Genomic DNA, 12,423 nt, shown 5'->3' with positions numbered 1-12,423 from the left:
GGAAGGGGGTGGCGCCGATGCCACGGGAAAAGGGTCGCAAGGTGGTCGCCTCCAACAAGAAGGCACGCCACGACTACGCCATCCTCGACACGTACGAGGCGGGCATGGCGCTGACCGGCACCGAGGTCAAGTCGCTGCGGGCCGGGCGGGCGTCGCTCGTGGACGCGTTCGCCCAGGAGCGCGACGGCGAGATCTACCTGCACGCCATGCACATCCCGGAGTACGCCCAGGGCACCTGGACCAACCACGAGCCCCGGCGTACCCGCAAGCTGCTGCTCAACCGGCTGGAGATCGACCGGCTGCTGGGCAAGCTCAAGGAGAGCGGCCTGACGCTGGTGCCGTTGCAGGTCTATTTCTCCGACGGCTGGGCGAAGGTGGAGATCGGCCTGGCCCGAGGTAAGAAGTCCTACGACAAGCGCCAGGACCTCGCCAAGCGGGACGCCGACCGGGAGATCGCCCGGGCGGTGGGTCGGCGCGGCAAGGGCATGGGTGAGTGATTCGTCCGGTTCGTCCAGGTGGCCCGCGTCGGGCGGGCCTCGGGATGAAACCGGTTGCGCCAGGCGTTAGGCTTGGTGTGCTGCCGACAGGGGCAGCGCTTCGAGGGGGTGACTGGTTTCGACTTCGTACGCAGCGACAGGGGAAGCGAGCCGAGGAAGCCGACGTCGTCTCGAGAATCGGTCGTCGGAAACCAATAAGCGCCAAGAACAATCGCGCTGACTTCGCTCTCGCCGCCTGAGGCGAGTAGCAAGTCTGTCGGCCTGGGAGTGCCTTCGACCCAGTTAGCCGGCATCAGCTAGAAGGCTGGCCAATCGGACCCGGTCGCGGGGTCCGTGCGGCGAGATCAATCAGCGACTGGGCCCGTCACACCAACTTGCTCGCGTGAGCGGTGGGGCCGAGTAGAGGCATAGCGAGCTGCGCTCGGAGAAGCCCTGACAAACCGGCGAAGGACCCGGGTTCGATTCCCGGCACCTCCACCACACGGCCTGTGCGCCCCGGTCCACCCGGACCGGGGCGCACAGTCGTCTCCGGGGCCGGTGACATCTCGCGGGGCTGCTGATGCCGATGGGGCAGATGAGGCGGCACCGACCGCTGGACAGGCCCTCGAACCGGGGTCCACCATCGCCATACGGGTTCGCACCCAGCAGCGGGAGGTGTCCCATGGTCACCAGTCCGATCCAGCAGCCGACCGCCGTGCTCCCGAGCGCCTCCGGTGACCTGCGCGCCCTCGGGCGGGCGCTGGCCACCGCCGGGCCGCGCTGGCGGGAGCGACTTCTCACCGATCTGGACCCCGTCCGGCGGGGGTTCACCGAACACGTCCGCGTCACCGAGGGAGCCGGCGGGCACTACGCCGACCTGGTGCGCGCCGCGCCCCGCCTGGACCGGGGCGTACGCCTGCTGGTCGGTGAGCACGCCGCGATCAGCGCGGCGCTCGCGGCGCTCCAGCACGCCGTACGCCTGCCCGGGGTGTCCGCCGCGGAGGTACGGGCGCGCACCCGCGGTCTGCTGCGCGCGCTCGACCGGCACCGGCGGCACGGAGCCGACCTGCTCTGGGAGGCGTACCAGGCCGACCTCGGCGGCGAGGACTGAGCCGGGGGAACCGGCCGGGACGGGCACGCGTCCAACCCCGTATGCGTCGCGTGCTCGCCCTCCTCGGGATCCCGTTGCTGGCCCTCTCCGCCTGCGCCACGCCCGGCGCCGATCCGGGGGTGGCCCCGCCTGCCGGCCCGGACCAGCGGCCCGCGTTCACCGAGCGGGCGCAGGAGGTGGCGGCCGGCTGGCGGCCCGTACCGGGCTGGCACGACGGGTACGTCCCGCTCCAGGACGCCACTGTGCTCACCGGCGACCCGGGCACCACCGCGGAGACGAAGACGGCGTTCAACGCCGGCTGGTACCGGGACCAGATCCCGATCCCGGCAGACGTGCCGAAGGACGGCACGATCCGGTTCCCCGACGGCACGCTGCGGGTGCCGCTGGTGAGCGCCGCCGACGCGTACGCCCAACTCCACCAGGGCGATCCGCCGCCCTGCGACGGGCGTCCGGCCGCACCGGATCCGGCACCGACCGGGCGACCCGGCCCGAACGACCCGGTGTCGACCTCGGCGCCCGGCGCGTGCGTGGCGCTCACCGTGACCGGGGTACGGCTGGGCAGCGCGCCGGTGTGGACCAGCCGAGGGCGTGCCGAGGTGCCCGCCTGGCTGTTCACCGTGGAGGAGCTGGCCGTACCCGTGGCCCGGGTCGCTGTCGCGCCGCGCGTGACCGGCCGGGTTCCCGGCGGCGCGGTGCCCGGCACGCCGCTCCCGGCGGGCCTGGTGTCCGCGCAGCAACTACGGGCCGTCGAGGGCAACCGCATCGACTACGTGCTCGGCGTCGGCGCCTGCGACAGTCCGCCCACCCCGCTGGTGCTGGAACGGCCGGACGTGGTGGTGATCGGCGGCGCCGTGGTCTCGCCCACCGGCCCCTGCACCCAGCAGCTCGTGCTGAAGCCGGTCAGCGTCACGCTCGCTGCACCGGTGGGCGGGCGCGTGGTGCTCGACGCCGGCAGCGGCGCCCCGCTGATCGTCCAGCCCGGCTGAGGCTCACAGGATTCGTGGCACGTCGGTGCTGATCGGCACCGGCAGCACCGTCGGCCGGTCCGCGGCGAGCGCCGCCTCGAGCGCCGCGCCGAGCCCGTCCGGCGTGGTCACCTCACCGGCGCAGCCGTAGCCGTGCGCCACCGCCGTCACGTCCAGCCCGGGCAGGTCCAGCGCGGGCACACCAGGGGTGTGTTTCAGCTCGGCGAACGCCTTCAGGATCGCGTACTGCTGATTCACCGGGACCACGACGGCGAGCGGCAGCCGCAGCCGCGCCGCCGTCCACAACGCCTGCACCGAGTAGTGGAACGAGCCGTCGCCGACCACCGCGACCACCGGGCGGCCGCGTCCGGTGTCGCGTTCGGCGAGCGCCATACCGACCGCCGCGGGCAGCCCGAAGCCGAGGCCGCCGCTTGCCATGGTGAGGTACGAGCGCGGCCGGTCGATCGGCAGCCGGCGGCGCAGCGCGGCCAGGTTGGACGGCGACTCCTGCACCAGCACCCCGTCCGCCGGCCACGCGGCGGCGAGCGCGGCGAACAGCGCGTCGGCGCTCGGTGGGTCGGCCGGCTCCGGCGGGGCCGGCTGCGGGCGCGGTGACGGCGCCGCCCGGCCGGTCGGCGGCAGCAGCTCGCACAGCGCGGCCATGGTCAGCCGGGCGTCACCGAGCAGACTCTCCCCGACCGGGGCGCGGGCCGCCTCGTCCGGGTCGTCGGTGACGTGCAGCAGCCGCGCGTCGCCGGGCAGGTAGTCGCCCGGGACGTGCGGGTAGTAGCGGAACACCGGCGCGCCCACCACCAGCACCACGTCGTGGCCGCGCAGCGCCTCCGACAGCGGCCCGATCGCGTACGGCAGCACGCCCCGGAAGTGCGGGTGGCGCTCCGGGAAGACGGCTCGCTCCGGCGCCGGGGCGGCCCAGACCGGCGCGGCCAGGCGCTCGGCCAGCGCTACCGCGTCCGGCCAGGCGTCCGACCGGTCCACCGCCGCGCCGAGCACCAGCGCCGGGGCGTGGGCGGCGGCCAGCGCCTCGGCGAAGCCGCGCAGCCGGTCCGGGTCCGGCGCGATCCGGGTGGCGACGGTACGCACCTGCGGCGGCGGGTCGGCCGGACGGTCCCAGTCGTCCATCGGCAGGGAGAGGAAGACCGGCCCGGCCGGTGGCTGCACCGCCGAGGCGTACGCCCGCATGAAGGCCGCCGGGATGTCCTGCGCGCGGGCCGGCTCGTGGGCCCACTTGACGTACGGCTGGGCCAGCTCGACCGCCCGGGGGCTGGCCAGGCGCGGCTCGATCAGCAGCATCTCGCGGGTCTGCTGACCGGCGCTGACGATCAGCGGGGTCCGGTTGTGCCAGGCGGTGACCAGATTGCCCATGCCATTGCCGGTGCCCGGCGCGGTGTGCAGGTTGACGTGCGCGGGCCGGCCGGTGCCCTGGGCGTAGCCGTCCGCCATGGCGACCGCCGACGCCTCCTGGAGCGCGTGCACGTACTGGAAGTCGTCCGGGAAGTCCTGGAGGAACGGCTCCTCGGTCGAGCCCGGGTTGCCGAAGACAGTGGTCAGGCCGAGCGCGCGCAGCAGGTCGTAGGTCGCCTCCCGCACCGTCGCCATCGCCGGCTGCCTCCGTTCCGCACGCGGATGCCGGAGCCGGCCCGGTGCCCAGTCTCCCGACCAGCCGAATCTATCGGGCCGAAGGCGACTTTTCGGGCGCTTCCCGCGCTCAGGGCAGCGGGAACGGCAGCTTGATCCCGTCCAGGGCGCTCCCGCACTCGCACTCCCGCTCGGCAGGCAGCGCGGCGACGGCGTCCAGCAGCAGCCCGCGCAGCCGGTCGGTGTTCTCCGCGAAAACCCGGAACACCTCCTCGTGGGTGACCGACTCACCCGCCTCGACGCCCGCGTCCAGGTCCGTCACCAGCGCGATGGACGTGTAGCAGAGGGCCAGCTCACGGGCCAGCACCGCCTCCGGGTGACCGGTCATGTTGACGATCGTGCCGCCCATCGAGGCGAACCAGCGCGACTCCGCCCGCGTCGAGAAGCGCGGACCCTCGACCACGACGACAGTCCCGCCGTCCACCGCCGGCACGCCACGCCCGGCCGCCGTGTCGAGCAGCGTGCGCCGCCCGGCCGGGCAGTACGGGTCGGCGAACGACACGTGCACCGCGCCCCTGTCGTAGTACGTCTGCGTGCGCCCGCTCGTGCGGTCGATCAACTGATCCGGCACCACGAACGTCCCCGGACCCAGCTCCGGTCGCAGGCCACCCACCGCGCACGGTGCCAGCACCTGGCGTACGCCGAGCGACCGCAGCGCCCACAGGTTCGCCCGGTACGGGATCAGGTGCGGCGGGTAGCGGTGATCGCGCCCGTGGCGGGGCAGGAACGCCACCCGGCGACCGCCCACCTCGGCGACGGTGATCGGGCCCGACGGCTCGCCGTACGGGGTGTCCACCACGTGTTCCACCCCGTCGAGCAGGGCGTAGAGCCCCGACCCGCCGATCACCGCCAACTCGGCCTGCGCCGCCATCCGGCCCTCCCTCGATCCGTCGTGATCACCCGCCCGTCAGACCTTAACCAGCGGGCCGGGTGCAGGCTATGGTGCGTGACATGGCGTTGACAGGGTGGACGGTCGACGGCCTCGGGCCCGTACGGGCGCACGGCTGACGGGTGTCGGACATGCAGAGTGAGGGGCAGGCGATCGGTGGCCGAGCCATGGAGTCGATGACCGGACGACTGCTGGTCGCGACACCAGGGCTCAAGGATCCGAACTTCGACCGTACGGTCGTGCTGCTCGTCGCCCACGAACCCGGCGGTGCCCTCGGGGTGGTGCTGAACCGGGCCACCGAGGTCTCGGTGGCCGACGTGCTCGGCGACTGGAGCGACCTCGCCCGCGACCCGGCGGTGCTGTTCGAGGGCGGCCCGGTGCAGCCCGACTCCGCCATCTGCCTGGCCCGGATGCGGCACCCCGTCCGGCCGGTCAAGGGCTTCCACCGCGTCTCCGGCGCGGTCGGCACCATCGACCTCTCGGTCGACCCGGAGAAGCTGCGCGAGGCCGTCGGCGGGATCCGGGTCTTCGCCGGTTACTCGGGCTGGGGTGCCGGGCAGGTCGAGCGCGAGATCGAGGAGGGCTCCTGGTTCGTGTTCGACGCGCTGCCCGGTGACGCCTTCGTCGACCGACCGGATGATCTCTGGCCGATGGTGCTGCGCCGGCAGGGCGGCATGATGGCGGCGGTGGCCCACTTCCCGCCGGACGTGGCGCTGAACTGACCCCCTCGGCGGGGGACCCCCGCGAGATGACCATGCGGGGCGGCGTGTGTATAGTTCTCTCCGTGCCCGGGCGACCGGGGACGACCGCAAGGGGCCGTGGCGCAGCTGGTAGCGCACCACACTGGCAGTGTGGGGGTCAGGGGTTCGAGTCCCCTCGGCTCCACCCTTGGAACAGCAAACCAGCAGCCTGGTCGACGATTGCTCGACCAGGCTGCTGGTTTGTTTCTCCGGCTGTCGTGCAACCGGATCCTCGGGAAGGGCGGCCTGTGCCGCCAGCAGCAGCCGTCACGGTCGGGACGCCGTCGTCAGGGGCGCAACCTAGCTTCAGCCATAGCCGGTGAGAAGCTCCAGATGCTTGCCCGCCTGCCGGTCGTAAATTCTCTACGGCGAGTTGCATGACGACGGCACGCAGACCGCCTTGAGGGCCCTGCCCCTCGGCGAGAGTCCGGTACGTCATTCGTAGTGGTAGCGGCACTGCGCGATCTGCACTGTGTCGTCCATGATCCGGTATACGAGGCGGTGTTCCTGGTCGATGCGTCTCGACCAGAATCCCGCCCAGTTTCCGCGGAGCTGCTCCGGTTTGCCGATGCCTTGGTGGCCGTGGCGTCGGATGTCCTCGATCAAGGCGTTCACTCGCTTGAGCATTTGGCGATCTCGTTGCCAGGTCAGATAGTCTTCCCAGCCTTTGCCGGCGAATTGGACCTTCACGCTGCCGACGCCTCGTCTGAACCGGCGTCGGGGTCGATCAGGTCGTGCATCTCCCCACCCCCGTTGCGCAGCTCTTCGACGGCTTCATTCAGGCGGCGCGCGTTGGCAGGGCTGGCCATCAGGTAGGCCGTCTCCTTCAACGACTCGTACTCGCGTAGCGAGATGATGACCGCGGCCTCCCGGCCGGAGCGGGTCACCACCACCTCCTCGGCGTCGTCCACGACATGGTCGAGCATCTTGGCCAGGTTCTGCCGGACTTCCGAGTAGGGAACGGTGCGCATGTTGCTGCCTCCCAAGCGTTACGTACAATAAATTGTACAAGTTTGCCGGGCTGCTTGTCAGGTGGTCCAACATCTGACCTTGAACTGTCGATCAGGTTCACACGCGGCCTCTGGGCGCGTCCACGGCGGGACGAGCAGCGCACCAACATCTGGATCGCCCCGTGCGCCGCCCACACCATTGATGCAGGCGTCGGAACACTTCACAACGCACTTGTCCCGGCCGGCGACTGACCGATGCGAACCGAGGCACGAGGAGGCCGGTAGTGGGGAGCCCGTTCGGCTGGCGAGAGTTGAAGCTGGTCCTCGCGGTTGTGCTGGGCACCCTCCTGATCGGCGGGGGGATGCTGCTCACCGGTCGGCTGAACGAGGCGATCGACGAGCGGATTCGCGTCGGCGCCGAGACGACAGGCGAAGTGGTCCACGTCGAACGGTTCAGGATCACCCGTTCGTTCTCCGCCAACAGGCTGACTGTGGACTACACGTTCGACGGCGTGCGGCACCGGGAGCGGTTCTCCAGCGAACTCGACGAGAGTGAGTTCCGCGTCGGGGAGTTACTCGATGTACGCGTCGACAGGACGGATCCGACCCGGGCTGCCACGCCCGACGGGTACGCGACGGAGGATCTGCTCCTGCAGGCGCCGACCGTCCTGGCGGGCCTCGGCATCGTCGTGATCGTGATCTCGCTCGCGCTGATCAGAACGGGCCCCCGGCGCGATTAGGTGGGCCGGCGGGATCCGACTGCCGCCCCGACACTTGGGAACCCTCCCCGGGTGTTTGTTGTCTTCCGGCCTCCTCGATGCAGGCATAGTGAATGCATGCAGATGCAGGTTCGGCGGCGGTTCTGCGGCGGCGCAACACAGTCGCCCTTGCCCGCTTCGCCGGCCGATCGGACGGCACGCGCTCCCTGCCCGGCGAGAGTGCCGCCGAGCTGAACGACCAGCGGAAACAGCGCGGGCCGCAGTTGAGCGCAGCGTGATCGTGGGGGATGCGCCGTACCGGCCGACGCCCTGATCGAGGACGGCCCGAAAGTCGGATCATGGGGTGACGCCTTCCGGGGATGATCATGATCGTCCGCCCGTGATCCGACCGTGAGGAGAACACCGTGAACGACGCCATCCGCATCCGCCAGGCTGGTCCGGACGACGCGGCCGTGGTGGACGCCCTGGTCCGGGAGATCGCGGCCCACGAGGGGGAGAGCGAGCATGTCGGCGCCACCCCCGAGCGGTGGCGCGAGGTGCTGGGCCGCGCCGACGTGACGGTCCTGCTTGCCGAGCGGGACGGCGAGGCGCTGGGCTACGTCTCCGCGCAGCGGCGCCTGCACATGTGGAGCGGCGTCGACATCCTCGCGCTCGACGACCTGTTCGTCCGTGCCGAGGCTCGGAACGGTGGCGTGGGCCTGCGGTTGATGACCGCCTTGGCCGAGCGGGCCGCCGCCGAGCGGCTCGTCATCCGGTGGGAGGTGAAGCCGGAGAACGAGGCGGCGCAGCGCTTCTACCGGCGGCTCGGCGGGACGCTCTTCCCGAAGGTGGTCGTGCGCTGGCTGCCGGAGAGCTACCTGCCGTTGGTCGACGACAAGCCGTAGCCGCTCAACCCGTCGCGCGGCCCGCGAGCACCAGCGCCCAGCAGAGCGTGCCGAACCCGGCCGTGCTCGCCAGCGTCCGGACCACGTTCCAGGTGACCCAGGCGGACTCGAAGCGCTCGCGTGCCGCAGCCACATCGGCCGTGCCGGCCGCCGCGAGCGCGTCGTTCAGCGGCACGTTCACCGCCACGGTGACGACGAACATCACCAGGTAAAGCGCCAGCCCGGCGACGATCCACGGCAGCGCCGGCCGGGTCGTACCGCGCCAGGCCAGCACCGCCGCGAGCGCCGCCAGCACCGGCGTACCCAGGAACGCCAGCAGGAACCAGCCGTTGACGATCGTGACGTTGATGCGCTGCATGGCGTCCACGAACGTGCGGTCGTCCGCGCCGCGCAGCGCCGGCATCACGGCGTATGAGAAAGCGGCGAACAGGCCCGCCATCAGCCCGGCCCCGACTGTGGCGCCGACCAGCGCCAGTTGTTGAACGAGTCGCATGTCCTCATCGAAGCGCCGGGCGGTGAGACGGCCCATGGTCAGGACGCGCGATCCTGTGTTCAATCGTCTCGTGGACGCCGTCTCCGGCCTGCTCGACGGTCCCCGCGCGCGGGGTGCCTTCCTGCTGCGTTCGATCCTCACCCCGCCCTGGTCGATGCTGATCCGGGACGAGGCTCCGCTCACGCTCGTCGCCGTGGTGCGCGGGGACGGCTGGATCGTGCCGGAGGAGGGGCAGGCCGCGCGGCTGACCGGCGGTGACGTGGCGATCGTGCGCGGGCCGGCCCCGTACACGGTGGCGGACGACCCGGCCACGGCGCCGCAGGTGGTCGTGCATCCGGGCCAGCGCTGCACCACACTGGACGGGCGGGAGCTGTTCGCGATGACGCGGTGGGGCGCACGCACCTGGGGCAACGGGCCGGACGGCCGGACCGTGCTGCTCACCGGCACGTACCCGCTTCGGGGCACCGTCGGACGGCGTTTGCTGGACGCGCTGCCGCCGCTCGCGGTGGTGCGGCGCGAGTCCTGGGACACGCCGCTGGTGCCGCTGCTGGCCGCCGAGATCGTCAAGGACGACCCCGGCCAGGAGGCGGTGCTCGACCGCCTGCTCGACCTGCTGCTCATCGCCGCGCTGCGGGAGTGGTTCGCCCGGCCGGGTGCCGCCGCGCCCGCCTGGTACCTGGCGTACGCCGATCCGGTGGTCGGCCGCGCGCTGCGGATGCTGCATCATGACCCGGCCCGGCCGTGGACGGTGGCGTCGCTCGCCGCCGAGGTGGGGTTGTCGCGGGCGGCGCTGGCCCGGCGCTTCACCGCGCTGGTCGGCGAGCCGCCCATGTCGTACCTGACGGGCTGGCGGCTGGCGCTCGCGGCCGACCTGCTCCGCGAGCCCGGCGCCACAGTCGGCGCGGTGGCCCGCCGGGTCGGCTACGGCAGCTCGTTCGCCCTGAGCACGGCGTTCAAACGCCGGTACGGCGTGAGCCCGCGCGGGCACGTCGACCCGGATAGATTGGCTGGATGACTGTCGACCTGTTCGCCGGCGTCCCGGTGCGCGATCTCGCGGTGGCGACGGACTGGTACGAGCGGCTGCTCGGCGCCCCGCCGCAGTTCCGGCCGAACGACAGCGAGGCGGTGTGGGAGCTGGCCGAGCACCGCTACCTCTACGTCGACGTGCGGCCCGAGCACGCCGGTCACGCCATGCAGACGGTCTTCGTCGACGACCTCGACTCCCGCGTCGCGGGGATCGCCGACCGCGGTCTGACGCCGACCGCGCAGGAGACCTACGACAACGGCGTCCGCAAGGTGATCTTCCGCGACCCGGACGGCAACGAGATCGGCTTCGGCGGCGGCCCGGCCTGACGGCCCGGCCGGGCCGCGACGATGCGCGGCCCGGCCTGCGACGTCAGCGGGGACGCCGGGTCTTCGGCAGGTCGAACTGATCGGCCCGGCGGCAGTCCTTCGGGCCGCCGATCGCCTGCGGGCCGACCTCGTCGAGGGCCTTGCGGGCGCGCTGGCGGCCCAGGTTCCAGGCGTACCAGGGGTCGGGCTCGGCGAGGTCGTCGGCGATCCAGCTCAGCGTGCACCGGCGGACCGGGTCGGGGAGCTTGGCGAGTGCCGGGGTGGCGTCTGCGGACAACGCCCGCAGGTACCAGGCGTCGATCTTGCCGGTCTGCTCGTACCGCAGCGTGTTGCGGCGGGCGACGTAGTCCTCCGGGTTGAGCACGGCCAGGCCGAGCAGCATCGCCACCGCCAGCGCGAGCGTGGTGCCGGGGATCCACCGGCCCCGCCACTTGACGCCGGCCGCGATGATCATCAGGAAGACCGTGCCGAGCAGCATCTCGAACGCCATCACGAAGATCCGCTCGCCGGTGAAGCTGTAGACCTTCTGGTACGTCCACATCCGGGACAGCGCCGACGCCACGATCACCACGCTGAGCGCGCTGATCAGCCCGAGCAGCACGCGCAGCATGATCCGCTCGACCGGCTGCTCCCGGCGTGCCCAGCGGCTCACTCCGCCGAGCACCGCCACCGTCAGCAGCGTGACGAAGAGCAGCTGCCAGAAGCCGCTGCGCGCGTACTCGGCGTAGCTGAGCCCGGCGACCCGCTGCACGTGCTGCTGCCCGCCGAAGAGCGTGGTGAACTGCACCACCACGAACCCGGCGAACAGCAGCGTGAGCGCGCCGATGGCCGGGGCCCACTCCAGCAGGCCGAGACGGCGCTCACCCTCGCGATCCACGGTGGACAGGTCGGGCGGCGCGGCGAGCGTGTAGAGCGCGGCCACCGCGATCAGACCGCCCACCACTGCGAGGAACAGCCAGCCGAACACCGTACCGATGTTGATCTCGGGGACGAGCGAGCCGAGCGCCTCGGAGAACGCCGCGTCGGCCGACGCGAGCAGGCTGCCGAAGACCACGAGCACCACGACCGTGGCGACCACCGAGACGGTCACCTTGCGTACCGTCGCCTCCTGCGGCGAGGCGGTGATGTGCCGGCGTACCCACGGCAGGCCCCGCAACGCCGCGAACGGCGTCGCCAACAGGCCGAACAGGACCGAGCGCACCAGCCGCCCACCGATGATCGCCAGGGTGGCGCAGCCGAGCGCGCCGAGCACGCAGAACGTCACCAGCCACCAGGCGTTGCGGAACGCCGGCACGGCGATCAGGGCCAGCGCGGCCGCCGCCCACCCGGCCCGGATGAGCTTGTCGGCGCGCGGCAGGTCCGCGGTCTTCGACCGGACCGCCAGCACCACCGCGAGCGTGAGCGTGAGCCAGCCCAGGAACCAGCCGACGCCGACGCGGCCGAGCGGCACGAAGACCGCGCTGCCGACCGCGGCGGCCAGCACCGCGAGCGGCACCGCCCGCCCGGTCGCCGCCTTCGGGCCGGGCCACCGCGCGCCGAGGAAGGAGGTCCGCGGCACCGGAGGTCGCGGCGCCCACGTCGGCGCCTGCGGGTGCCCGCTCCACCCCATTCCGGGGTACGGCGGCGCGGGCGCCGGCCCACCGCCGGGCGGAGGCGGCGTGCCCGGAGCGCGCTGAGTACCCGGCGCGGGCAGCGGCCCGGAGGCAGGCTGCGCACCCGGCGCGGTCCATGCTCCGGAAACTGGCGCCTGCGTGGCGCCGGACGGGCCGGTAGCCGCTGGCGTGCCCGGGGGAGCGGCAGATGTCTGCGAGGCTCCCGACGGGCCGGAAGTCGCGGAAGCGGCCGTCCGCAGAGCACCATCGCCGGGGCGCGCGCCGGTCCCGGCTCCACCGGAGGCGGCCGTGGCCGCGTCTGCCGGGTCGGCATCGGAAGTGGACGATGCGGCGTCGCCGGTGGCCGAGGACGTTCCGCCAGCCTGCTCCCGGCGAGCCGTCGGAACGGCGTCCGGCGGGGCGGCGACAGGCCCTCCGCCCGTCGGATGGTCGGCGACGGGCTTCCCAGCCTCGGCTGCTGCCGCCGCACCCGAGGCGGTCGGGCCGCTCGCGGCGGCGGAAGGATCCGAGCCCTCGGCCGGTGTGGACAGGGCGGCGGCGGTGGTGCCGCTCGCGCCGGTGGCCGGGGCAGCGC

General features: G+C 72.6%; 14 protein-coding genes, 1 tRNA gene and 1 other RNA gene. 10 read left to right on the top strand and 6 right to left on the bottom strand.

Annotation, left to right across the window (positions count from 1 at the left end; genetic code table 11):
* Positions 1-17: 17 nt before the first annotated feature.
* From smpB to AC2CHG_RS15350, 4 genes are all read left to right on the top strand, one after another.
* Positions 18-497, top strand: coding sequence for an SsrA-binding protein SmpB (gene smpB / locus AC2CHG_RS15365; protein WP_030271124.1), 480 nt, complete (start codon positions 18-20; stop codon positions 495-497).
* 104 nt (positions 498-601) lie between these two features.
* Positions 602-977: a transfer-messenger RNA gene (gene ssrA / locus AC2CHG_RS15360) on the top strand.
* Positions 978-1,158: 181 nt separating this feature from the next.
* Entirely contained in the window at positions 1,159-1,587 is a 429-nt protein-coding gene (locus tag AC2CHG_RS15355; RefSeq protein WP_402810216.1) for a hypothetical protein, read from the top strand.
* A 41-nt stretch (positions 1,588-1,628) separates the two neighbouring features.
* Positions 1,629-2,573, top strand: a complete 945-nt coding sequence (locus AC2CHG_RS15350) for a hypothetical protein (RefSeq protein ID WP_402810214.1) — start codon at positions 1,629-1,631, stop codon at positions 2,571-2,573.
* A gap of 3 nt (positions 2,574-2,576) precedes the next feature.
* Here the strand turns inward: AC2CHG_RS15350 and mdlC are convergent, their stop codons facing one another.
* Both mdlC and AC2CHG_RS15340 read right to left on the bottom strand, forming a co-directional pair.
* Positions 2,577-4,169 carry a benzoylformate decarboxylase gene (gene mdlC / locus AC2CHG_RS15345; protein WP_484524979.1) on the bottom strand — a complete coding sequence of 531 codons (1,593 nt, stop codon included), beginning with the start codon at positions 4,167-4,169 and terminating at the stop codon, positions 2,577-2,579.
* A 109-nt stretch (positions 4,170-4,278) separates the two neighbouring features.
* Positions 4,279-5,079, bottom strand: a complete 801-nt coding sequence (locus AC2CHG_RS15340) for an S-methyl-5'-thioadenosine phosphorylase (RefSeq protein ID WP_194798444.1) — start codon at positions 5,077-5,079, stop codon at positions 4,279-4,281.
* A gap of 149 nt (positions 5,080-5,228) precedes the next feature.
* On the opposite strand from AC2CHG_RS15340, the gene AC2CHG_RS15335 reads away from it, so the two are divergent.
* On the top strand, positions 5,229-5,819 hold the full coding sequence (locus AC2CHG_RS15335; protein WP_091418814.1) for a YqgE/AlgH family protein: 591 nt from the start codon (positions 5,229-5,231) through the stop codon (positions 5,817-5,819).
* 90 nt (positions 5,820-5,909) lie between these two features.
* Positions 5,910-5,982: transfer RNA gene (locus AC2CHG_RS15330), tRNA-Ala, on the top strand.
* A 290-nt stretch (positions 5,983-6,272) separates the two neighbouring features.
* Here AC2CHG_RS15330 and AC2CHG_RS15325 read toward each other — a convergent pair.
* Both AC2CHG_RS15325 and AC2CHG_RS15320 read right to left on the bottom strand, forming a co-directional pair.
* Positions 6,273-6,527, bottom strand: a complete 255-nt coding sequence (locus AC2CHG_RS15325) for a Txe/YoeB family addiction module toxin (RefSeq protein WP_262014974.1) — start codon at positions 6,525-6,527, stop codon at positions 6,273-6,275.
* Positions 6,524-6,808, bottom strand: a complete 285-nt coding sequence (locus AC2CHG_RS15320) for a type II toxin-antitoxin system Phd/YefM family antitoxin (protein WP_357208030.1) — start codon at positions 6,806-6,808, stop codon at positions 6,524-6,526. The genes AC2CHG_RS15325 and AC2CHG_RS15320 overlap by 4 nt, the downstream gene beginning before the upstream one ends.
* 263 nt (positions 6,809-7,071) lie before the next feature.
* Here AC2CHG_RS15320 and AC2CHG_RS15315 point away from each other — a divergent pair, with 263 nt between their 5' ends.
* Positions 7,072-7,527, top strand: a complete 456-nt coding sequence (locus tag AC2CHG_RS15315; protein ID WP_262014972.1) for a DUF3592 domain-containing protein — start codon at positions 7,072-7,074, stop codon at positions 7,525-7,527.
* A gap of 383 nt (positions 7,528-7,910) precedes the next feature.
* Positions 7,911-8,390, top strand: a complete 480-nt coding sequence (locus tag AC2CHG_RS15310; protein ID WP_262014971.1) for a GNAT family N-acetyltransferase — start codon at positions 7,911-7,913, stop codon at positions 8,388-8,390.
* Between the two features lie 4 nt (positions 8,391-8,394).
* On the opposite strand, the gene AC2CHG_RS15305 is transcribed toward AC2CHG_RS15310, so the two are convergent.
* Entirely contained in the window at positions 8,395-8,883 is a 489-nt protein-coding gene (locus tag AC2CHG_RS15305) for an anthrone oxygenase family protein (protein ID WP_355506461.1), read from the bottom strand.
* Between the two features lie 70 nt (positions 8,884-8,953).
* Between AC2CHG_RS15305 and AC2CHG_RS15300 the strand changes: the two genes are divergently transcribed.
* Together AC2CHG_RS15300 and AC2CHG_RS15295 are read left to right on the top strand one after the other, a co-directional pair.
* On the top strand, positions 8,954-9,898 hold the full coding sequence (locus AC2CHG_RS15300; RefSeq protein ID WP_484524978.1) for an AraC family transcriptional regulator: 945 nt from the start codon (positions 8,954-8,956) through the stop codon (positions 9,896-9,898).
* A complete protein-coding gene (locus AC2CHG_RS15295; RefSeq protein WP_366626159.1) occupies positions 9,895-10,236 on the top strand; it encodes a VOC family protein in 342 nt (113 codons plus the stop codon). Before AC2CHG_RS15300 ends, AC2CHG_RS15295 begins: the two co-directional genes overlap by 4 nt.
* A 43-nt stretch (positions 10,237-10,279) precedes the next feature.
* Here the strand turns inward: AC2CHG_RS15295 and AC2CHG_RS15290 are convergent, their stop codons facing one another.
* Complete coding sequence (locus AC2CHG_RS15290; protein WP_484524977.1) at positions 10,280-11,794, bottom strand: DUF4153 domain-containing protein; 1,515 nt, start codon at positions 11,792-11,794, stop codon at positions 10,280-10,282.
* Positions 11,795-12,423 lie beyond the last annotated feature (629 nt).

The organism is Micromonospora sp. ATLC20, assembly GCF_057196585.1.
This window is presented reverse-complemented; position numbering and strand designations above follow the sequence as displayed.